Source organism: Mucilaginibacter flavus, assembly GCF_030409315.1.
GTDB classification, from domain to species: Bacteria; Bacteroidota; Bacteroidia; order Sphingobacteriales; family Sphingobacteriaceae; genus Mucilaginibacter; species Mucilaginibacter flavus.
On record NZ_JAUFPS010000016.1, the window covers coordinates 1 to 22,468 of the forward strand.

General features: G+C 45.0%; 14 protein-coding genes. 13 read left to right on the forward strand and 1 reads right to left on the reverse strand.

What is annotated here, in order from left to right:
* From QWZ17_RS05550 to QWZ17_RS05585, 8 genes are all read left to right on the forward strand, one after another.
* Positions 1-687: alpha-L-rhamnosidase-related protein (locus tag QWZ17_RS05550; RefSeq protein ID WP_290304032.1), on the forward strand; the 687-nt coding region annotated here is incomplete at its 5' end.
* 382 nt (positions 688-1,069) lie between these two features.
* Entirely contained in the window at positions 1,070-1,648 is a 579-nt protein-coding gene (locus QWZ17_RS05555; RefSeq protein WP_290304033.1) for an RNA polymerase sigma-70 factor, read from the forward strand.
* Between the two features lie 79 nt (positions 1,649-1,727).
* On the forward strand, positions 1,728-2,753 hold the full coding sequence (locus QWZ17_RS05560; protein WP_290304034.1) for a FecR family protein: 1,026 nt from the start codon (positions 1,728-1,730) through the stop codon (positions 2,751-2,753).
* A 235-nt stretch (positions 2,754-2,988) separates the two neighbouring features.
* Positions 2,989-6,303, forward strand: a complete 3,315-nt coding sequence (locus tag QWZ17_RS05565) for a TonB-dependent receptor (protein ID WP_290304035.1) — start codon at positions 2,989-2,991, stop codon at positions 6,301-6,303.
* 28 nt (positions 6,304-6,331) lie between these two features.
* On the forward strand, positions 6,332-7,996 hold the full coding sequence (locus QWZ17_RS05570) for a RagB/SusD family nutrient uptake outer membrane protein (RefSeq protein WP_290304036.1): 1,665 nt from the start codon (positions 6,332-6,334) through the stop codon (positions 7,994-7,996).
* Positions 7,997-8,116: 120 nt separating this feature from the next.
* Positions 8,117-9,628 (forward strand): glycoside hydrolase family 28 protein, encoded by a 1,512-nt coding sequence (locus tag QWZ17_RS05575; RefSeq protein WP_290304038.1) that lies wholly within the window; start codon positions 8,117-8,119, stop codon positions 9,626-9,628.
* Between the two features lie 316 nt (positions 9,629-9,944).
* Positions 9,945-12,089: a glycoside hydrolase family 31 protein gene (locus tag QWZ17_RS05580; protein ID WP_290304039.1), complete on the forward strand. Its 2,145-nt coding sequence runs from the start codon at positions 9,945-9,947 to the stop codon at positions 12,087-12,089.
* A gap of 48 nt (positions 12,090-12,137) precedes the next feature.
* Entirely contained in the window at positions 12,138-13,757 is a 1,620-nt protein-coding gene (locus tag QWZ17_RS05585; protein ID WP_290304041.1) for a glycoside hydrolase family 43 protein, read from the forward strand.
* A gap of 61 nt (positions 13,758-13,818) precedes the next feature.
* On the opposite strand, the gene QWZ17_RS05590 is transcribed toward QWZ17_RS05585, so the two are convergent.
* On the reverse strand, positions 13,819-14,079 hold the full coding sequence (locus QWZ17_RS05590) for a hypothetical protein (RefSeq protein ID WP_290304043.1): 261 nt from the start codon (positions 14,077-14,079) through the stop codon (positions 13,819-13,821).
* Between the two features lie 328 nt (positions 14,080-14,407).
* On the opposite strand from QWZ17_RS05590, the gene QWZ17_RS05595 reads away from it, so the two are divergent.
* The 5 genes from QWZ17_RS05595 to QWZ17_RS05615 form a co-directional block, all read left to right on the forward strand.
* A complete protein-coding gene (locus tag QWZ17_RS05595) occupies positions 14,408-14,635 on the forward strand; it encodes a hypothetical protein (protein ID WP_290304044.1) in 228 nt (75 codons plus the stop codon).
* Positions 14,636-14,990: 355 nt separating this feature from the next.
* A complete protein-coding gene (locus tag QWZ17_RS05600) occupies positions 14,991-15,137 on the forward strand; it encodes a hypothetical protein (protein ID WP_290304045.1) in 147 nt (48 codons plus the stop codon).
* Positions 15,138-15,211: 74 nt separating this feature from the next.
* Entirely contained in the window at positions 15,212-15,568 is a 357-nt protein-coding gene (locus QWZ17_RS05605; RefSeq protein WP_290304046.1) for a hypothetical protein, read from the forward strand.
* A 35-nt stretch (positions 15,569-15,603) separates the two neighbouring features.
* Positions 15,604-19,524, forward strand: coding sequence for an RHS repeat domain-containing protein (locus QWZ17_RS05610; protein ID WP_290304047.1), 3,921 nt, complete (start codon positions 15,604-15,606; stop codon positions 19,522-19,524).
* A gap of 14 nt (positions 19,525-19,538) precedes the next feature.
* The coding region (locus QWZ17_RS05615) for a DUF6443 domain-containing protein (protein ID WP_290304048.1) at positions 19,539-22,468 on the forward strand (2,930 nt) is incomplete at its 3' end.

Here is a 22,468-nt window from a genome sequence, read left to right on the forward strand (position 1 = left end):
CAGTATGGTACCGGCAGCCAGGCTGCAAATGCCATATCTATTTATATGGGTTTGGTAGATGCTGCCGATAAGCCTAAAGTATTAGCCAACCTGATTGCCGATATCCGGAGCCACAATAACGGAATTACCGCCGGCGATATAGGATACAGGTACCTGTTACGGGTATTGGATGAAGCAGGTCGGTCAGATGTGATCTTTGACATGAACAACAGATCTGATGTGCCGGGATATGGCTATCAGATAGCGCAGGGCGCTACTTCGCTTACCGAATCATGGCAAGGTAACCGGATATCGTCAAATAACCACTTTATGCTGGGGCATTTAATGGAATGGTTTTATAGCGGTTTAGGCGGTATTGCCTGTGATACAAACTCAACGGCGTTTAAGAATATCATCATCAGGCCCGAAACCGTAGGTGATGAAAACAGCGCAAAAGTGACATTTTTATCTCCTTACGGCACCATTGCCAATGAATGGACAAAAACAGGCAAAACGTTTGTGATGAAAACAGTTATACCTCCAAATACCCAATCTACAATTTATTTGCCGGCTAAAGCGGGGAGTGTAATTACCGAGTCGGGAAAAGATGTAAGATTAAACACCAACATCAAATTTATAAAATTAGAAGGTGGCAAAGCTGTGTTAAAAGCAGGATCGGGGAAGTATGTTTTTGCTGTAAATGATTAGGTAACGGAATAAAAAGCGGCTGTTTTTTATCACACTTTTGTAAATGCTTTGTATTTGATTATGCCTTAACGCCCGGATTGCGCCAAGCAACCCGGGCGTTAAGGCATAAATAGTAAAAAGGTATTTCTCCTAAGCCCCGGGCAATCATGGTACCTGGCATTATCAAGCAATAGCAATCGTGTTTATTCTCTTGAATATCAATCAGGAGGCTATTTTATCAGCAAGTGGTTAACCGGTAAAAAAGATAATGGTTAAAGGAAAAATTGCGTAATTGATCATTATTAGGTATCTTTTGGTTAGCATTTAATTTTGCTGTTACTTTAGAGGATATAAACCAACTTCCTTTTCGTAGGTAGTTCAATAAAAGCGGTACTTGGGCGTAATGGGTAATGATTTGAAGTTTACAGACGATGAACTTGTTTCTGCACTGAAACATAGCAGTACCCCTGCGTTTGAGTCGGTTTACAACAGGTATTGGGAGAAGTTATTTAATTATGCCTACAAGCGGTTGAGTAATACTGAAGTATGTGAGGAAATAGTTCAGGAAGTTTTTATCAGGCTTTGGGAGAAACGCGAATCGCTGATACTTACCAGTGGATTGATGAATTACCTGTATACCGCGGTAAAGTACAATCTCATTGATCAATATCGTAAGCAATTGCTTAAAAACAATTTCGCGGCCGCCAGTAAACACAGCTACAGTGCTGATAACTCAACAGAGGACAGTATTTTTGTTAAAGACTTAAAAAAATACCTCGAAGATTTGATCGGCACGCTGCCGCCCAAATGCCGCAGCGTATATGAACTAAGCCGCCTGGAGTATAAGAGCAATAAAGAAATAGCCGAAATTCTTAATATATCCGAAAAAACTGTAGAAGGACACCTAACCAAAGCATTACAGCGTATTCGCCTTGGCGTGAGCGATGTGATGTTTCTGCTGATTATTTTTTTAAGGAAATAATTTTTTTCAGCCAAGCAAGGGATAAGACCTTTTTCTTCGACTTGGTATTATAAACCAACGATAAATCTTCTTTAAGCATATGAATGAAATTCAATTATCCGAATTATTGGATAGGTATTTGAACAATACCTGTACACCCGAAGAAAAAGAGGTGATTGATAAGTGGTTTGCGCTGCACCAGGATAAGCCGGATTTTACCGAAAGTTTAGATGCCGACAAGCGGGAACTGTTAAAAACAAAGATGTTTAGCGCTATAACAAGCGAAGCGTATATTGAACCCCAAGTTCAAAAAAATGGCATTATCAGGCCGTTATTTAAAAACCGGTGGGTGAGGGTGGCGTCGGCAGCTATTTTATTGTTAATGGCCAGGTTTTTATTTACAGATAAAATAAGCCCGCCTGTTGACCAGCCGGCAGTAGCTGGTCTGTATATCGTGTTTGTCAATCACACTAAAAATATCATCAAAAAGGTGCTGCCCGATAGTAGCGTGGTATGGCTTAATCCCAACACAAGCCTTTTTTACCCTAAAGTTTTCCAGGCAAAATCACGTAACGTTTCCATGAACGGCGATTGCTTTTTTGAAATTACCAAAAACCCTAAACGTCCGTTTATTATCAGTAGCCAACATATGGTAACTAAAGTTTGGGGTACAAGTTTTAGAGTGTTGGATAATACAGATATGCAGGCCGCCCTGGTAACCGTAGTTACAGGCAAGGTTTCGGTAAGTAAAAAGGGCTCTGTGGCGGCAAACGCGGGGGCAACGTTATCTGCAAATGAAGTTTTACTGATGCCTAAGCAGCAAGTGGTTTATAACACAGCCACCAATCAACTTACTGCCAATAAACAGGCCAATGTATCGGCGCTTAACATTTACAAACACATTGATCTGTCGTTTGAAAATGCCAGGCTTACAGAAATTGTAAAAGTGTTGAATCAAAAATTTGATGCTAATATTAAAATCAAGGATGACCGGTTGGATAAGGCCGGTATGACCGCCGACTTAACCGATTTGAATTTGCCCGAAGTACTTGAGGTACTTAAAACTTCCATGAACCTTAATTACGAGATCTCCAATGATCTCATCATACTAAAAAAGACCAATTAAATTAAAAACCCTAATTAGAAAAATTATGAAGAACCATTACCCCACATAAACTCCAAATGATTTTCCAATAAGGGTACAAGAGTGCTGTCACACTCTTGCACCTGGAAATTTTAAGCCCAACGGTTAACATCAATAAAATTGGTGAAAGGGCTCTTATTATATTTTTTTCACAAAATACAATCATTTCAAATTTATGAATTTTTGTTTACTTAATTCGCATTTCTGGTGCAAGATCATGAGGATTACATTTAGCCAGTTATTGATAATTACGCTGATGACTGGCATTAGCTATGCACGGCCCACCTCGGCGCAAACCATATTGGATAAAAAGATCAATATGGCTATTGAAAATAAAACCCTGGCCGATGTGTTAACCCTTTTAACTAAAAAGGACCATATACAGTTTGTTTATAATCAGGATATTATTCAGGATAATGATAAAATATCTGTTGAGTTTACCGGTCAAAATCTGAAAGATGTTTTAGATAAGCTGCTTGCCCGGTACAATATCACTTATGAGGTATTTAAAAACAAAATTATACTGATTAGCAATCAGCCGGTTGATGCTGCCGGAGGTAAAGCCGCTGTACAGGATATTCAAATTAAAGGTAAAGTAACCGACGAAAAAGGCGAACCGCTTGTTGGCGTAAGCGTAGGCGTTAAAGGCACCTCAAAAGGTACAGTGACTGACTTACAAGGCAATTTTTCTTTAACGGTAACAAGTACCAGCGATATCCTTGTTTTTAAATACATCGGCTTTGCCACTTTTGAAACTCCGGCTAACGGCACCTTGCCTTTAAATATTAAACTTACGGCCGACTCCAAGTTTTTAAACGAAGTGGTGGTAATTGGTTACGGTACCAAAAAGAAAATAGACCTTACCGGTACCGTTAGCTCTTTACAGGCCGATGAAATAGTGAGGGCGAAAGCCACAGGTACGCAGGATGCCATGCAGGGGCGCATCGCAGGCGTTGATATTAAACGGGGGTCTGGTAAACCAGGATCAGATTTCAGCATCGAGATAAGGGGAGCAAACTCCATAACCGGCAATACACAACCTTTATATGTTATTGATGGCGTGCCTGTTGCTATAAATGGTAGCCCAACTAACCCTATTAATGATATAAATCCGGCTGATATTGAACGGATAGATGTCTTGAAAGATGCATCTTCAACCGCCATATACGGTTCGCGTGGTGCCAACGGGGTTATATTGGTTACTACCAAAAGAGGCACTAAAGGCAGTACTAAAATTACCTACGATGGGTATAGCGGCGTGGTAAATCCCTATCACCTGCCGCCGGTTATGGATGGCCCCGAGTTTGTTGCCTACGTGCGCGATTTTTTTAACGCCCAGGCAGGATACCCGGCAACACCAATTCCTGATAGTAAATTATTTTCGGCTACGGAATTAACAAACATTCAAAACGGAACCTTTACCAACTGGGTAAACCTTATTAAACGGAATGGTAGTCAGTCCAATCAAAATATCGCAATAACAGGCGGTGATGATAAAACCACTTATTTTACATCGGCAGGTTATCAGTTATACCAGGGCACAACCAAGGCCGAGGACTCCAAAAAGTACACCCTGAAAGCGGGATTGGATAAAACCATCAACAACACTTTTAGGGCTGGCGCTTCTGTTTACTCTGCATTTGTAAATAATCACCTGGGCAGTGCCGAAGTTTTCAGGTCTGCTTACCGGTTACGGCCAACCGGCAGTGCTTATAATGCTGATGGCACCCCGCGTTTTTTTGCTTACGAAAGCGAAACGCAGATCACCAACCCGCTATTTGAATTTAGTAACGAAATACGGCAACAACAATACGTACACGTATTACCCAATATTTATGCGGAAGCAAACCTGATAAAGGGGCTGAAGATACGTACTTCATTTAGCCCCGATCTTACGTTTCAGCGCCAGGGGCAGTATGATGATACTTTTACCAAGCAACAAGCCGGTACAAAACCGGCCTTGGGCCAAAGCAGCACTAATCAGTATATAAATTACACATGGGAAAACCTGTTGATATATAACGGTGAAATAGGCCGGCATAAATTTGATGTTACGCTGGGAAATACTTTTGAGTATCACCAACAGGATTATTCTTCCATTTCTGCACAGGGCTTGCCCTACCGTTCTTTATGGTACAATTTAGGCTCGGCAACTACCATCACCATCAATGGAAATGCAATTGCGCCTATAACTACGGTTGGCAGTGGTTATTCACAACAAAACCTGGCTTCGTACTTTGGCAGGGCTAATTATACATTTAACAGCCGGTATCTTTTCACGGCTACGATGCGTGCCGATGCTAACTCGGTATTTGCCGCCGATCATAAATGGGGGTACTTTCCTTCGGGTTCTTTCGCCTGGATTGCCAGCGAAGAAAACTTTCTTAAAAATATCCAGTCCATCGGCTTGCTAAAATTCCGGTTAAGCTATGGTAAATCGGGCAATGCATCCTCTGTGGGGCCTTATGCCACACAAGCTACGGTTGGGCAGTCGCCTTATGATTTTAATGGCGTAGCAGCCAGTGGTTTTGCCCCCAACTTTGGTAATCAAAACCTTACCTGGGAAAAAACCGACGAATATAATGCCGGTATGGAATTAAATTTATGGAAAAACCGCATTGCTTTGGATGTGAATTTATATCGCAAAACCTCTAAGGGTTCTATACTCAATCAGCAGGTGCCACCAGAAAATGGGTATTCAAGTCAAACAACCAATCTTGGCTCGGTTAGAAACCAGGGTATTGAAGTTAGTTTGAACACCGTGAACCTTAGTAACGGTAAATTTAACTGGACAACCAATTTCAACTTTGCGGCAAACCACAATGCAATTTTGCAATTGTATGGCGATGGTAAAAATGATATTGGTAACGCCTGGTTTTTAGGAAGCAAAGTAAGGGAAGTATATAATTATAAAATTATAGGCGTATGGCAAACCAGCGAAGCCGTGCAGGCAGCTGTTTACGGAGCCAAGCCCGGTCAGTATAAAATTCAGGATGTAAATAACGATGGTAAAATTGATGCCACCAATGATCGTCAGTTATTGGGCAGCAGTATTCCTGATTGGTTTGGTGGCTTTACCAACACCATGAACTACGCTAATTTTGATTTTAGTTTTACGGTTTACACCAGGCAGGGGACCTATGAAAACAGCGTTTTTTTAGAGCAGCTGTTAAACGGAGATCAAAACAGGGCACGTTTTGGCGCATTTGAAAGAAGCTATTGGACGCCTGCCAACCCAAGTAATCAATGGTCAAACAAGGCCGTTAATTCTTCAGATCCGGCAAACGGCATCGCTCAGTTTCAAAACTCATCCTACACCAAAATAAGCAATATAACCCTTGGGTATACTATTCCTAAAAAGCTTTTAAACAGGTTGAAAATTAGTAATCTAAGGATATACGCTAACGCGTTTAACCCTTTTATATTCAGTAAGTTTATAGGATGGGACCCGGAAAATCCAAGTGGTAACTCTGCCTTGAATCAGGATTTTCGCACGCGTACATTTATGCTTGGGCTAAATATAACTTTATAATAACCTACTCTTTTTAACATAACTTGTGATGAGATATATAATTAAAAAATGTGTGTTGCTAAGCGTAGCCATGGTGCTGTTTGGCATTACCGGATGTAAAAAATATACAGACGAATACAATCCCCAAAGCCGTACGGCAGAAACCTATTATAATACATTTGCAGGTTTTGAAGACCTGGGCAAGTCTAATTACGCGCCTTTAAGAGGGATAGTTAATTTTACCGGGCTTTATTACCTCGGAACGGACGCGTTTTCGACCCCGAGTATCAATGACTCCAATGGCGAAAATTTATATAACAACAATCTAAATTCGGCCAATGGCGATGTAGATGCCTATTTCAGACAATTATACTCGGCCATTAATATCGCCAATAATACATTGTATTGGGCTACACAGGTAAAAGATGGTAGTGCAGCAACAGTAAATACACGGGTTGCCGAGGCTAAGGCTTTAAGGGCTTACTATTACTATTTGCTCACAGAAACGTTTGGAGATGTACCGCTGGTGTTGGACCGCACAACGGTGATTAGTTTGGTTTTTACCCGCACGCCCGAGAAAGACGTTTACACGCAAATTGTGAAGGACTTGAGCGAGGCTATAGATGTGCTACCTTTAACAACGCCCGATTTTGGCCGGGTAACGAAAGGTTTTGCGCAACACTTATTAGCTAAAGTTTACCTTACACGGGGCTATAAAAGTTATGGAGGTGCCCAGGCTGATTTCCAGCTGGCCGCTACCACTGCCGAGGCGGTTATTAACTCAGGCACTTACACATTAAAAGCAAAATATGCCGATCTGTTTGACCCGACAATAACGAATTTTCAGGTTAATCCCGAAGTGATTTTTTCGGTACAGTATAGTACCAATGCCACCACCAATGGCGCAGGCAACTCATTACAGCAATATTTTATGTGGGATACCCAAAACACGGGTTTGGTAGGCCGGAGTACTTTTTACGGCAAAACCAACAACTCAACAGCGCTCGATCCATACTGGTTCAGTGTTTTTGATAAAGCGCGCGATAGCCGTTACCTGGCAAATGTTTATGACGTTGTGTATGTAAAAGTGGCGGGTTCATTTAATAACGTTTCTTATGCCGTTGGCGATACGTTACTGTATTACCCATCGGTTGCGTTTACACCAGCGCAAAAAGCGGCAAAAAAATATATCGTTATTAATCCTGATGAATATCGTACATCTCCATTTGCGGCGGGCTTGCGCTCTTATCCCCAATTTAAAAAGTTTAGGGACCCTTTTGTTACCGCGTATGTTGATAATGGTGGTGCCAGGGATACTTACGTGTTTCGTTTGGCCGAAACCTATTTGATAGCCGCCGAAGCTTATTTAAAAACAGGTAATTCGTTAAAAGCGCTTCAATATTTTAATACCATACGTACAAGAGCCGCCAATCCCGGTACTAACCCTGATACTGGCGTTTCTTACGCTACAGAAATGCAGGTAAACACCTTAACTATTGATGATATATTAGATGAAAGGCTGAGGGAATTAACCGGCGAAGAATTCAGGTGGTTTGAGTTAAAACGTACCGGCACATTGGTACGCCGTACACTGGCCTACAATGAGGAAGCAAAAGCAGCGAACGCGTTAAAAGCAAACAATTTATTAAGACCAATTCCGCAGGCGGTTATTGATTTAAACCGCTCTACATTCCCGCAAAACCCGGGTTATTAGGCGACATTTATAGATAAGACTACCAATACGACAATCACCAACCGGCTTCAAAAAACTGGTTGGTGATTATTGTTGATGACTGCCTTGGGCGGGAGCATCCAACAGATAAAACTATATACTATGAAAAAACTATTGTACACTTTGCTATTTGTTTATACCGGGCTAAATAGCTTTGCGCAAAAAGATTATAATATTTTGCGTTACGGCGCAAAAGCCGGATTGAGCTATAACAACACCATCGCCATTCAAAAAGCTATCGAGGCGGCCGCTCAAAAAGGTGGTAGGGTGGTGATCCCCGCAGGCAACTTTATAACCGGTCCGCTTTGGCTTAAAAGCGGCGTGGAGCTTCACCTAAATAATGATGCGGTGTTATTGGGCAGCACCAAACGGTTAGACTATGGCGAAAACGGTGACCCGGTCATTTCGGCTATTGATCTGCATGATGTTGCCATTACCGGTAACGGCGTAATTGACGGGCAGGGGAGGGATCTGATAGAAAATGTGTTGTTGTTACTGCGCGAAGGCAAAATGCATGACCGCGAATGGCTGCTAAAACGCCCTGGCGAAAAAAGCAGGCCAATGATAGTGCTGTTTAAAAATTGCAGACAGGTTAAGGTTCAAAACATAACGCTAAAAAACTCGTCGTCATGGGTACAAAGTTATAACAACTGCGATGGTGTTGTTATCGATAGCCTGAAAGTGCAAAGTACAGCCTATTGGAATAATGACGGTATTGATTTGGTGGATTCAAAAAATGTTAAAATAACCAATAGTTATTTCAATGCGGCCGACGACGCGATTTGCCTAAAATCTGAAAGTGCGGGTGGCAGTTGCGAGAATATCACTGTTGAAAACTGTACCCTTCGTTCAAGCGCCAGCGGATTTAAGCTGGGTACCGGCTCGGTTGGCGGCTTTAAAAATATCAGCGTTAAGAATCTGGTAGTCTTTGATACCTACAGGTCGGTCATCGCATTAGAAACGGTTGACGGTGCCTATATCAACAATGTAAACATTAGCCATGTTACCGGTAAAAACGTTGGCAACGCCATATTCATTCGCCTGGGGCATCGTAATAAAAATGATAAGTACAGCACCATGAACAATGTACTTATTGATGATGTAAAGGCCGATGTACCTAATGCCAAGCCCGATATCGGTTACCCGGTAGAGGGCCCGCCGCCCAGGGTGCCTCCACATAACCTGGTGCCGGCATCTATAACTGGTTTACCTGATCATCCGGTACAAAATGTAACCTTAAAAAATATTGAAATAGTATATGGCGGCGGTGCAAAAAAGGAAGTTGCCTTCATCGCTACCGATTCATTAAGCAAAGTAATTGAAAACCCGGCAGGCTACCCGGAGTTTACCATGTTTGGCGAACTGCCGTCATGGGGCTTGTATACCCGGCATGCTTCGGGCATCAGTATTAATAACTTTAAGGTCAGTTTGAAGGATACTGATTTTAGGCCGGCATTGATATTTGATGACGTTAACGGCCTCACTTTAAAAAGTGTTGAAATACCGGCTTCGGTAGCTTTGCCCGCAATTGTTTACAAGGGAGTAATGCAGCTAAAAACTACTGATCTTGCCGTTCCGACTGGCGATAAGGCTATTGAGACTAAAAGTAAATAACAGCGGCCTTCCGTCTGTCAATACAATTCTTTTCAGAATCAGTTGGAGAAACAATTACTACATTATAAAGACAGGTTCACTCATGCGGGTAATATACCGGGCATATTTAACTGTTTGATTATAAGTGACAATATAACTCAATACTTGGTTAATAACACGTAAAATTGATTTAGAAAAAGATGTTTCTTTGACAATTGTCTATACTCTTTTAAGATATGGCGCTTTGAGCTTTTACCCTGGTCGTTGTGATATAGTGAATCACAACCTGTCTTTTACATTTTAATTTTATTGTGTTGCAAACATAAAATATTCTACCATGAAACTTTTAAGATACCTTTTAACCGCTTTATTCCTTTTTACGTCTGCATTGTTTGTTTGTGCGCAAGGCATCAAATGGTTTGAGGTTGAACCCGGCATTTGGAAAGCGGTCATCGGTAAACCCGAAAGTTTTGACCTGTTAAAAGCTTCGGGTGCCATTGCCGCACATGCCGGATTGGCCGATATGGATAAAGCGACATTTCCGCTTGCTGAATCTGATATAACAGCTAAAATAATCGACGGTAAAACATATTTGCATTTCCCCTTATCGCGCGCCGAGCAATTATATGGTTTTGGATTAAACTTCCAAACGGTGCAGCAGCGCGGTAAAATTTTAACGCTGCATGTAGATAATTATGACGGTAAAGATAACGGGCGTACACATGCGCCTACACCTTTTTACATCTCATCAAAAGGATATGGGGTGTTTGTTAATAGCGCCCGGTATATCCAGGTTTATGCGGGCACCGCGGTACGTACCGATAGCAAAAATCCTCCTGTACTACAGGATCGTAATACTGATGATAATTGGTCGGCACGCCCTTACGCCGATGGAGTTGACCTGCTTGTGCCTGCCGAGGGGGTTGAAGTTTTTGTTTTGGGTGGTCCTACTATGCTTGATGCCGTGCGCAGGTATAACCTGCTTAGCGGCGGTGGATGCCTGCCACCACGCTGGGGCTTAGGTTTTACGCAACGGGTGCAGCGTTTATCGACAGCTGCCGATGTATTGAAAGAAGCCGACGCGTTTGAAGAAAAGGGTTATCCGCTTGATTTTATTGGTTTGGAGCCTGGCTGGCAAAGCAAATCGTACCCATGTACCTTTGAATGGGACCCGGGTAGATTTGCAGACCCCAGTGCTTTTGTGCGAGATATGCTTAAAAGGAATGTAAGGCTTAATTTGTGGACCAATCCCTACATTTCGCCCGAGGCTTCGATAGCAAAAGCAATTGCCGGGTACACCGGCTCACATTCTGTATGGGTGGGCGCGGTTGCCGATATCACGATACCCAAAGCAAGGGATATATTTTTTGGCGAATTATCAAAAAACAAGATAGACATAGGCATAAGCGGTTTTAAGATAGATGAAGTAGATGGCGGCGACGAATACCTGTGGCCCGATGTAGCTACGTTTCCATCCGGGCATAGCGCCGAACAAATGAGGCAAACCTACGGCTTAATGATGCAGCGTTATGTAACCGAACAATATCGCCGGCGTAACCAGCGTACTTTTGGCCTGGTAAGGGCTTCCAACGGCGGTGGTTCGTCCTTTCCGTTCGTCATCTACAATGATTATTACAATCACCGCGATTTTATCACCGCCTTAACCAACAGTGGTTTTGCGGGCGTATTGTGGACGCCCGAAGTAAGGGATTCAAAAAACGCGGAAGAATGGTTACGCAGATTTCAATCAAACATATTTTCGCCCATGGCCATGATCAACGCCTGGGCAAGCGGCACCAAACCCTGGACATTTCCCGAAGTTGCCGCCCAGGTAAAAGCTATGGCTGGGTTGCGCATGCAAATGATGCCTTATTGGTATAGCGAATTTGCCAAATATCATTTTAAAGGGATACCGCCTTTCCGGTCGATGGTATTGGAAGATGGTTTTGGTAACCACGAGCAAAGCAAAAATATTAATGACGCGAATCTGGAGGCTAATCCGTATGGAAAGCTTATTACCCGTGAAGTTAAAGATCAATATATGGCAGGCGAATACCTGTTGGTTGCACCTATGTTTACCGGCGAAACCAGCCGGAAGGTTATTTTGCCAAAAGGTAACTGGTATGATTTTTACACCGGCAAGTACGCCGGTAACGGCGAGGTGATTGAGGTTACCCCCGGATTGGATAAAATACCGGTTTACGTAAAAGATGGCGGTATTATACCCCTTATGCCCGCCATGCTGCACGCCCCGAAAGCAGGGCAGAAGGTAGATATAGAGATCAGATATTACGGCAACAGGCCGGGCCATTATTTATTGTACGATGATGATGGCGAAACCTTTGATTATGAAAAAGGTGCATATTCTTTCAGGGAGATAAAGGTGGAATTTAAAGAGGGTAAGATCAAAGGGACTATATCTGCACCTGCCAAGGGAAAGCCAAACACAGTTGGTAAAGTGACATTTAAAAAAGTTGGATAGGTGAATAGCTGTTTTATAATTTTCAACTATGTATGGTACAAGTAAGATATGAATTATATTAGTTTATCGGCTCGGTTATTTATTGGTGTTTTGTTTGCTGCATTTTACCCGGCATCGGTAACATTGGCCCAGTCTGCCGATAAAAAGGTTGAATGGGGAAACTGGGTGACATGGGGGGATCAGCAAAATGGCACTTATCATAACCCCATATTACCTGCCGATTATAGCGACCTGGATTGCATTCGTGTAAAAGATGATTTTTATGCCATATCGTCAACTTTTCAGTTCTCGCCCGGCATTGTCATTCTCCATTCAAAAGATCTGGTTAATTGGTCGATCCTCGGTCATGCTGTAAATAATCTGAATGAGATAAGCCCTCAGATGAACTGGGATAAAATGAACCGTTATGGTAAGGGTATCTGGGCCGGCGCTATCCGCTATCACCATAACAGGTTCTGGATTTATTTTGGCACTCCCGATGAAGGATATTTCATGACTTCCGCTAAAAATCCTTCGGGTCCCTGGCAACCATTGCACCCGGTATTACCCGCAAAAGGCTGGGATGATTGCAGCCCCTTTTGGGATAACGACGGACAGGGATACCTTGTTGGAACTAACTATGCCGATGGCTATAAAATACACTTGTTTAAGTTAACTGCGGATGGACGCGACATCATTAAAACGTATGACAATGTCATACATCAATCGGAGGGCAGCGAAGCCAATAAGCTTTATAAAATAAATGGCTGGTATTATCATCTTTTTAGTGAAGTGAAACCCGAAGGCCGGGCTATTATGATGGAACGTGCTAAAAAGATTTCCGGTCCTTACCGGGAAATAAAGCAACTGAACCACGGCGAAAAAGAATTTTACGAACCCAACCAGGGCGGACTTGTACAAGCAAGAAATAAGAAGTGGTATTTTTTAACCCATCACGGTACGGGAGATTGGTCCGGGCGAATTATGAGCCTTTTGCCGGTTACCTGGGTTAAAGGCTGGCCCATAATAGGTGAAGCAGGTACAGATGGCATAGGGCGAATGACCTGGGAAGGTAAAATGCCGGTCGAAGTCGCCAGCAAAATTATACCCCAAACCAGTGATGAGTTTAATGGAGACCGGATAGCTCCACAATGGGAATGGAACTACCAGCCTCGTAAAGATAAATGGTCGTTGACGGAAAAATCGGGCTGGCTAACTTTACATGCGTTTATGCCTCTTGACCCCGATAATTTACTAAAAGCCGGCAACACGCTAACCCAGCGCAGTTTCAGAACATCATATAATAATGTGACTATTAAAATTAATATTACCGGGATGACGAATGGCCAGAAGGCTGGCTTATGTCATTTTGCTAATCCGTATTTTGCGCAGATAGGTGTTAGTTGTGAAGATAACGTTCGGCGTTTAGAGTTTAAAGGTGTAAAGATAAAATTACCCGGCCCTGAAGTAATCGGTAATAATTTATGGTTACGATCAACCTGGGGACTTGATGGGGCAAGCCAGTTTTATTATAGTTTAGATGGCTATAGTTTTAGCGCATTGGGGCCTGTATATCAACTAACCTGGGGCTCATACCGTGGCGATAGGATCGGTATTTATAATTATAATAATAAGGCGGAAAAGGGCTATATCAATATCGATTATTTTCATTACAACCTGCAGCAATAACGATTACGGAGTGACACACTACAGTGCAGCATTTGAAAGGCCACCCAGTCGACTTTGTGCTTTATTTTGATGAGATAGGCGAAAACTTGCAGGATATTGCAAAGGGAATCGGCGTATCCTGGGCAAAGCGGGCATCCGCAGCGATGAAAGGGACACTCAAAAATGAACCGGCCTTCACTGTTTTGGGTTGAGCAGTGTGGAGAAGCAGTTGAAGCTGATGAGAGAGGCAATGAATTTTAGTAAAAACCAGCGGCTGATCGGTTTCTGTAAGGACCTCGGCATGATTTGACCAGGTACGGTTTTTCCTAAAAACAGCAACCATAGGGTTTTTAATTTCGAATAAAATCTTTAATCCCGATTACATGAAAATGCTACTATTATTTGTGGTCTTGTCGCTTGCGCACAATACTTCTGACACCGTTTACATTTGCAGCGCCGCCAAAGGGAAGAAATATCATTTACGGTCTGATTGCCGGGGTTTGAGCCATTGCACGCACCAGGTCGTGAAAATGAAACTGGCGGATGCAGTGAAGGAGGGAAGGACGCTTTGCGGGTTTGAGAAATAGTTTTTTATTCTCCCGTTAGGGAAAACCGGAAAATACAGCGCCTGTGAACTAAGATATTTGAGTTCACTTATTAAATTCAATTTTATGTCAGCAGCTTATGTAGAACACAGGCCTATTTCTTCAGACAAGAATGCGGTTACCGACCATCGTGTTGTCATCGTTAACGGTGCGTCCGTTGGAGGTAAATTTGATACCCAACGCGAGGCAAAGGACTATGCGTGCAAAGAGGGCTACCATCCGGTGCACGTTGCACGGGAGCGTCACCTGCAAAACAGGGATATTCCTGATCATTGGAGAAAAGATCCATGCTAATTTGAAGAAAGAGTTGTTCATCGCCGGCGTATGCTTATACGCCGGCTTTTTTCTGTAAGGAGACTCAAAAAAGACTGTAATTGAATATTCCAGAGCAGGTGGCCAAAACGGTCCGGGAAATAGTTCAGCTTTTTCCGCTGCACGTTGACTATGCCAACCGCTGATTCGGGTAGTTTAAACGAATAATTGTGAACACCATTCATTGACCTGATTCGCACATGCCAGTTCATTCAGTACATTAACAATATTGTACAGCCTTTCGTCATCTGACGGGATACCCTTAACCGAGTTCCCCCCGTGCTACGGCCATCTTTAGGCGCTTCCTGGGCACGGCTTAAGCCACTTATTGCATTAAATGAAATTTCTTCAAAAAGCCAAGATTTATCTTGAAGGTCCGTTAAAAAACTTTAAATGGTTTGAACGGTCAATTGCAGCGGTATGTATTGCTATAGCCGCCGTACTCACAACTTTTGACGGGAACTCCTATTTTACTGAAAAATAATTCATTATAAAATTGCGATTTTATTAAATAGTATTATTTTTGTTACATACACTTAAAAAACCTTATCACGATCTATGAAAGGAACCTTACTTTTCACAATTGCAGCGCTGTGCTGTGCCCTGTTTTGTTTCGCGACCTTGCCCGGATTATCCGGCAAATGGACCGGCTCTTTGCGAAAAGCCGACAGTACCTTGTATCCCCTCGCTTACAATTTTACGCTTATCGGCGATTCTTTAGTGGGAACAGCCAGTAGTGATTTGGGCGATTTTCCTATCGATCAGGGGAAACTGGACACCGCCGGGCTGCATTTTAAGGTTACCGTGAACGGGCTTGACGTGTACCACCAGGGCACAGTTTATGCCGACTCGATTGGCATGAACATCTCCCTTAACGGTTCCGTTGTGCATACAACGCTCAATCGCAACAATTAACCGCCGCAATTCCTAAACTTTATTACTTCTTTTATATGCTAATCAAAAACTTGTTTTACAGGACAATTTGTTGCTTTGCTATTTTGTTGTTTTTTACAAAATCGAATGCCCAGACAACTAATCCTTCCTCGCAATTTTCTTTAAGAACCGACCTTATTCCGCCGTCGCCAAACGCGGCTTCTTTGGGCAAGTACGGCATAGTTCCGGTGAGCCTGCAGACCGGCGTGCCTAACATCAGCATTCCGCTTACGGAGGCCGTGGGAAAACAGCTCAAAATCCCGGTAACGCTTAATTACCATAACAACGGCTTTAAACCGTTTGACGAGGCAAGCTGGGTGGGTCTCGGCTGGTCACTGGATGCAGGCGGGGTAATTACCCGCATCATCAAGGACAAGGTGGACGAAGACCAGCACGTGACCAACAAGTACCAGGACGTGGACTGGCGCTTCCATCAGCCGGACTCAATAACGCAAAGCTTTATGGAGCAGGCCATGTACGGACTATCTATCGACGTGGAGCCCGATATATACGCCTTTAACTTCGGCGGGTATTCGGGAAAGTTTATCCTATATAAAGGCAAGGTTTACCAGTATCCCTATCAGCAGCTTACGATCATACGCGAAACGGCGGTTGATGGCTTTACCATCATCACACCTGACGGTATCACTTACAGGTTCTGGCAAACCGAGCTTACCAATTCCAAGATTACCCAGATACAGGATGCCTACCGGCCTTTCTATAATCCCCCTGTTAGTTATACGTCCAGCTGGTATTTGCAAACGGTCACCTCGGCAGACACCAAAGACCAGGTAACATTTAGCTATGACACCCCGGAGGTAGTGGCCCAGGCGGGGCCGCTCAGCCAAACCCTCAACGTAGATGTCACCAACACAGCCCCGGGCTATACGTTTTCGCCGCTCGGGAACGAGTTCCCACTGAAGATAGGTACCATCCGCCTCTCACGGATAACCACCTCAAAAATGCGAATCGACTTCAATCCAACCTCCATGTCGCGGCAGGACATGACCTCCAAGGCGTTGGATAACATTCAGGTGTACAACTACCAGGGAGAACTGATTAACCGCTTTAACCTGAAGCTGGACTATTTTAATATCAACGGCTCTCAGGACACCAAACGCCTGAAGCTAACGGGAGTAGAAGAAGGGCTCAATACAGCGACACTGAAAAAGCATTTCTTCTTTTACAGCAGCGATGTGGCTGATTCCAAAACCAATACCGGTGTTGACCATTGGGGCTATGCCAATGGCTCGTCTACCGGCCCGGTGATCATTCCCAAGCCCTATTACCCCTACGGCGCAAACCGGGAGCCGGATATCAGCTACTCAAACCGGGGCATGCTGAACAAAATAGTTTACCCGACGGGCGGCTCATCGGTATTCGAATACGAGCAGAACATGACCAACAACGGCCTGAATTATGTATACAATACCTACGGCCCAAGCAATTTTGTTTCCAGGCCCGATACCAATACCAATAATGTAATATCTACAACAGGTTTATCATTTCAGATAATTACGGCACAAATGGTAAAAGTATACTGGCAGCGTACCCCCAAGGATGTTGCCGGATACCCGAGCGGCAGAGGTCCGACAGATCCTACCAAGGACTTTACGGCAGATGTAACTATCAATGGCAGCCAAACCTATACCTTTAAAACGGCCTACAACCAGGACAATCCAGGAAAAACAGATTCTGTAATGCTACAGCCCGGTAATTACTCATTGGTAGTTACCTGTGATGACAAGGAAAATTATGTATACGGCAGTGTTACCTACCGGGAAAAAACAAACCAGGTGATCGAGGGTAAGGCGGGCCCGGGCTTAAGGATTAAAAGAGTAACAGATTACACCAGCTACCTGGCAAATGCCACGCCTTCGTCCGTTAAGGAATATATTTACAAAGATAGTATTGGGATGTCTACCGGGGTTTTGCTCAATATCCCTGCTTACGGTGGTAAGGATTATTGGGAAGGTCCGCAGGTGTCAGGAGGGACATCGCAGCCAACGCCTGTAAAGCATTACCAGGCCTATACCTCGGCCAACAGTAATGGGCTTGCCGCATCGCAGCCTATGTATTACCGTACGGTTTACGAAAAGCAGGTTAACGGCAGCGATTATTTGCTTAGCAAAAGTGACTTTGCCGCGTTCGGTTCTTCTCAATCTGATCCGAATATACAGCTTATGAGAAAAACCGACTTCAGAAATGTCGGCGGCGTTTATAACAAACTGTCAAAGAAAGAGTACAACTATACCTATATAGGCGACAGCACGTTTTTTGCCATCAAGCCCTTCGTGCAAAAACGAAACGTACCGGGAGAGTTAACCCAACGTGTATATACCTACGATTTTTATAACGTTGACCCGTTCTGGATGAGAATGGACTCGGAGCGCGATGTAAACTATTTCAATACCAGCGACTCGCTGGTAACCGTAAAATCATTTGTGTATGATGCCAAGCCACGGAATGCCATACTGGTTTCAACCGTCGATTCAAGGGGCAATACGCTGATTGAAAAAAGCAAGTATCCCGAGAACTACAGCAGCGCGGTTTCGGGTTCCTTAACCGGGCGCTATATTTATTCGCCGGTACTGGAAAAACAAACCTGGTTTAAGCGCTCGGCAACAGATTCGGTACTTACCAATTCTGCCGTAACTTCCTATGATGCATCCTTAAGTAAACCCATTGTGCTTTATGGCTTCAACAGCCTCGCGCCGGTAGCCAGCCTGAACCAGGAAACTAAAAATGCCGCGGGGCAGTACCTTAACCTGCTTAGCAACAGCACTGGCTTTGAGCAGAGGGTGATGAATACCTATGATTACACGACCGGCAACCTGGTATCGCAGGATATGACGGGCAGCGACGGCGCATCGCAGGTGAGCTACCTGTGGGGATACCATAACAACTATCCTATTGCGCAGGTTAAAAACGCTTTAATATCTTCGGTAGCCTATACCAGCTTTGAGGACGATGACAGCAGCTGGCCATACACCGCAGGAAGCGTGGTCACTACCGATGCCCGCACCGGCGTGAAATGCTACAACGGTACCATGACCAAATCGGGCCTGCCTTCGGGCAACTATACCGTAAGTTTATGGGCCAAAGGTAGCGGAACGGTAACAGTCGGCGGCGTGGCCAAAACCATCACTTCTGCCTGGGCGGTTTATGATTGGGTGCTAACCGGGGTAACCGCTGTTACGGTAAACAGCAACGGCAATAATATTGATGAGGTAAGATTGCTCCCGGCAGGTGCCATGATGAACACCTATACCTATGACCCTGAAGTTGGGGTATTAAGCATAACCGATACTAAGGGCCTTACGCAGTTTTTTGAATATGATGATATGCGCCGCCTGCTCAACATCAGGGACCAGGATGGGAATATTCTTAAAAACTATAACTACAATTATGCCATACCGCAGGCCAACTGGGTAAATACCGGTAGCACCCGGTGCGTGCAGGGTACTAATGGCAATACGGGCGAGCAGCAGGTTCAGCAGCAGGACAACGCTACCCTGAGTCCAACGTATGGCCAATACAGGTGGATAAGCAACGGCACCAATACCACTGCCTGCCCCATACCGGTAACCATTTATGTAGAGATGTTTTACGGCAACTCAACCACAACCAATGGCAATACATACCGTCCGTTTATTTTTAAAGCCTACTCTGATGCCAACGGAACCGTTCCTATCAATGTGCCGGTAAACTTAGTTGTCAATTACACCCAAACTACGGTATACACCTATTCAGACGGCAGGCCTAACTCTACCTCAACGGGTTCGGGATCGGTAACCATCGCCGCGGGCACCAACCAGGTATCGACCTCATCGGTAGAAACCTCTGGCTGCCAGGGTGTGGGTACCAAGCAGGTTTGCCTTACCAATGGTATAAGCCTGCAGCCGGGGGACGGCTACCTGGTTATCGACAACACCTAAATGACGTATCTGTAATGATTGAACAACCACCTAAACGCGACCTGATGTTACTATACCAATATATTTCAAACAAGAGCGCCCTGCTGATGATGGGGGTGCTGCTTCTTTCCATATCCGTTAGCGCGCAGTCAACGGACCAAAACTACGTGCGCACCCGTGAACCACGGCTAAAAGTGCCCACCGTTGCAAAGCTGGACGCGCTAACGCCGAACAAGGATTCGGTGATGACCACCATTCAGTACGATGACGGCCTGGGCAAGCCCCTGCAAACCGTGCAGCAAAAGGCATCGCCCGCGGGCTATGATATTATCCAACCCTTTAGCTATGATGGTTACGAGCGGGAAGACAAAAAGTATTTACCATACGTAAATACGTCAGCCAGTTACGGCAGTTACCGCGGCGACGCGCTTACGGCAGGGGCGGGTGTATTTTTGTTTTACAATCCCAATAATAACGCCACTGTAGATGCGAAGCAAGCTAACGGTATTGTGCTTACACCGTATCCCTATGGGCAAACAGGCTTTGAAGGCTCGCCGCAGAGCAGGCCGGTAGAACAAGGCGCGCCTGGTACCGCGTGGCGCATTACGGGTGCAGCCAGCGAAGGCAGCGCCAACCATACCGGGCGTACGGTATATACCACCAACAACCAAACTGCCTTTACCACTGCTGCTACCAACAATGACGGCAGCAGAATGGTGGCTTTGTATACAGCCAGGATAAATGCCAACGGAAGCCGGAGCCTGCTCCGGACGGGTAATGCCGCCACCTACACTAACGGGCAGCTGGATGTAACCATTGCCCGCGACGAAAACTGGCAGCCCGGCGACAAGTGTTTTGGCACTACCGAAACTTATAAGGACAAACAGGGTAACGTGGTGCTTAAAAGAACGTACAACATTAGCGGCGGCCAGGGGCAAATGCTGAGTACCTATTATGTTTACGACGAGCGCAACCAACTGGCCTTTGTGCTGCCGCCCGGAGCCAGCCCGGACGATAACGCCGTGATATTGCAAACTACCATAGATGCCAAATGCTACCAGTACCGTTATGACGGCCGCGGGCGGCTTACGCAAAAGAAAGTTCCCGGCAAGGGCTGGGAGTTCATCATCTACAACAAGCTTGACCAGGTGGTAGCCACCCAGGATTCGGTGCAGCGGATGAAGGCCAGCCAGGAATGGACCATTACCAAATACGATGCATTCGGCAGGGCGGTGATTTCGGGCATATGGCAAAACGGGAGTTCAGGCACGGATAACCACGTGTCGGTGCAGGCCCTTGCCGATGCGGCAACCGCCTACTGGGAAGTGCCGGCAACAACGGGTAGTACGGGCTATAGCGGCAATGCCTGGCCAGCAACCTACACCACTACATTAAGCGTAACATACTACGATAATTACAATACAGCCAATATTCCGGGGTTCCCGTCGGCTTACGTCACTACAGGCAATAGTACCCATACTACAGGCCTTGCGACGGCTTCGAAAGTACTGGTGCTGAACACCACCGGTGATTACCTGTGGACGGTGAACTATTATGATGAGGAAGGTAAAACGGTGCGTACTTTCATGCAGCATTATCTGGGTGGCTCATCATCGTTAAGCCAGTACAATTACGATGATATGCAAACAACTTACAATTTTGTAAAGCAGCCGCTGACCATAACCCGCAAGCATTATAATTCCAACGCGGGTACTTCGGCAGTCATTAAACTTACGTCCGCAGATGCTTATGTTTATGACCACATGGGCCGTAAGCTGAAACTGACCAATACCTTAACCGATGGTACAGGAGCAGCCCAAACGCCGACAGTAGTTTATCAGAACACCTTTAATGAAATTGGCCAGCTGAAACAAAAAGGACTGCATTCTATTAACGGGACATCGTTTTTGCAGAATGTGGACTACCGGTACAACGCCCGGGGCTGGGTAAGCAATATCAACAACGGCGGCCTTACGAACGACCAGTATACCAGTACCGACCTGAACGACCAGTTTGGTATGGATGTAAAATATGACGATGCCGGCTCGCCGCAGTACAACGGCAATATCGGCAGCATCAAATCGCTCACCGGGACTATATCAGGAAACAGCTACCCCGCGCTGACGTACAATTACACCTATGATAAGATCAACCGGCTTACCGACGCGATAAGTACAACCACTGCGGCGAATGATGGCTTTTACAATGAAAACATCACCTACGACGTGATGGGCAATATCCAAACCCTGAAACGGTACGAGAAGAACGGAACCACGCCATTGGCAATTGATAACCTTACCTATAGCTACATCGGCAACCGGGTTGACCGGATAGACGACTCGGGTACTACCGCCGGCTTCATCAACGGGGCGAACCAGGCGGGCGAATACACCTACGATGCCAACGGCAACCAGGTGAACGACCTGAACAAGGGGCTCACCCAGCAGTACAACATGCTCAACCTGCCGCAGACAGCTACAAAAGGACCTGTATCGGTAGCGTATATCTACGATGCCGCGGGCAGGAAACTCCGAAAGCTGTCGACGGCATCAGGTATAACTAACATCACTGAATACATCGGCGGCATCCAGTACGAATACTCCGGTAGTACCCCCGCCATCGCTTTTATCCAGACCGAGGAAGGCCGGGCCAGGAAAAGCGGCACGGTGTACAAGTACGAGTACGATTTGAAAGATCACTTGGGCGATACCCGGATCACCACTACGTGGAATAGCTCAGACGCTACCCAGATGACGCCTTATAACGTGGGCAAATCCGACTATTATGCTTTTGGCTATGTGATTCAATCAACGCAATATAATATTGCTCCTAAAAATGAATACCTTTATAACCATAAGGAGCTGCAGGAGGAGACGGGGCTGTATGATTATGGCGCAAGGTTCTATGACCCGGTAATTGGGAGGTGGACAACCCCTGATCCGTTAGCGGAAAAGGCAAGACGGTT

Excerpts from the sequence above, each read along its gene's own strand:
- QWZ17_RS05555 (WP_290304033.1), top strand. The coding sequence starts at position 1,070 with ATGGGTAATGATTTGAAGTTTACAGACGATGAACTTGTTTCTGCACTG.
- QWZ17_RS05560 (WP_290304034.1), top strand. The coding sequence starts at position 1,728 with ATGAATGAAATTCAATTATCCGAATTATTGGATAGGTATTTGAACAAT.
- QWZ17_RS05565 (WP_290304035.1), top strand. The coding sequence starts at position 2,989 with ATGAGGATTACATTTAGCCAGTTATTGATAATTACGCTGATGACTGGC.
- QWZ17_RS05570 (WP_290304036.1), top strand. The coding sequence starts at position 6,332 with ATGAGATATATAATTAAAAAATGTGTGTTGCTAAGCGTAGCCATGGTG.
- QWZ17_RS05575 (WP_290304038.1), top strand. The coding sequence starts at position 8,117 with ATGAAAAAACTATTGTACACTTTGCTATTTGTTTATACCGGGCTAAAT.
- QWZ17_RS05580 (WP_290304039.1), top strand. The coding sequence starts at position 9,945 with ATGAAACTTTTAAGATACCTTTTAACCGCTTTATTCCTTTTTACGTCT.
- QWZ17_RS05585 (WP_290304041.1), top strand. The coding sequence starts at position 12,138 with ATGAATTATATTAGTTTATCGGCTCGGTTATTTATTGGTGTTTTGTTT.
- QWZ17_RS05590 (WP_290304043.1), bottom strand. The coding sequence starts at position 14,079 with ATGGTTGCTGTTTTTAGGAAAAACCGTACCTGGTCAAATCATGCCGAG.
- QWZ17_RS05595 (WP_290304044.1), top strand. The coding sequence starts at position 14,408 with ATGTCAGCAGCTTATGTAGAACACAGGCCTATTTCTTCAGACAAGAAT.
- QWZ17_RS05600 (WP_290304045.1), top strand. The coding sequence starts at position 14,991 with ATGAAATTTCTTCAAAAAGCCAAGATTTATCTTGAAGGTCCGTTAAAA.
- QWZ17_RS05605 (WP_290304046.1), top strand. The coding sequence starts at position 15,212 with ATGAAAGGAACCTTACTTTTCACAATTGCAGCGCTGTGCTGTGCCCTG.
- QWZ17_RS05610 (WP_290304047.1), top strand. The coding sequence starts at position 15,604 with ATGCTAATCAAAAACTTGTTTTACAGGACAATTTGTTGCTTTGCTATT.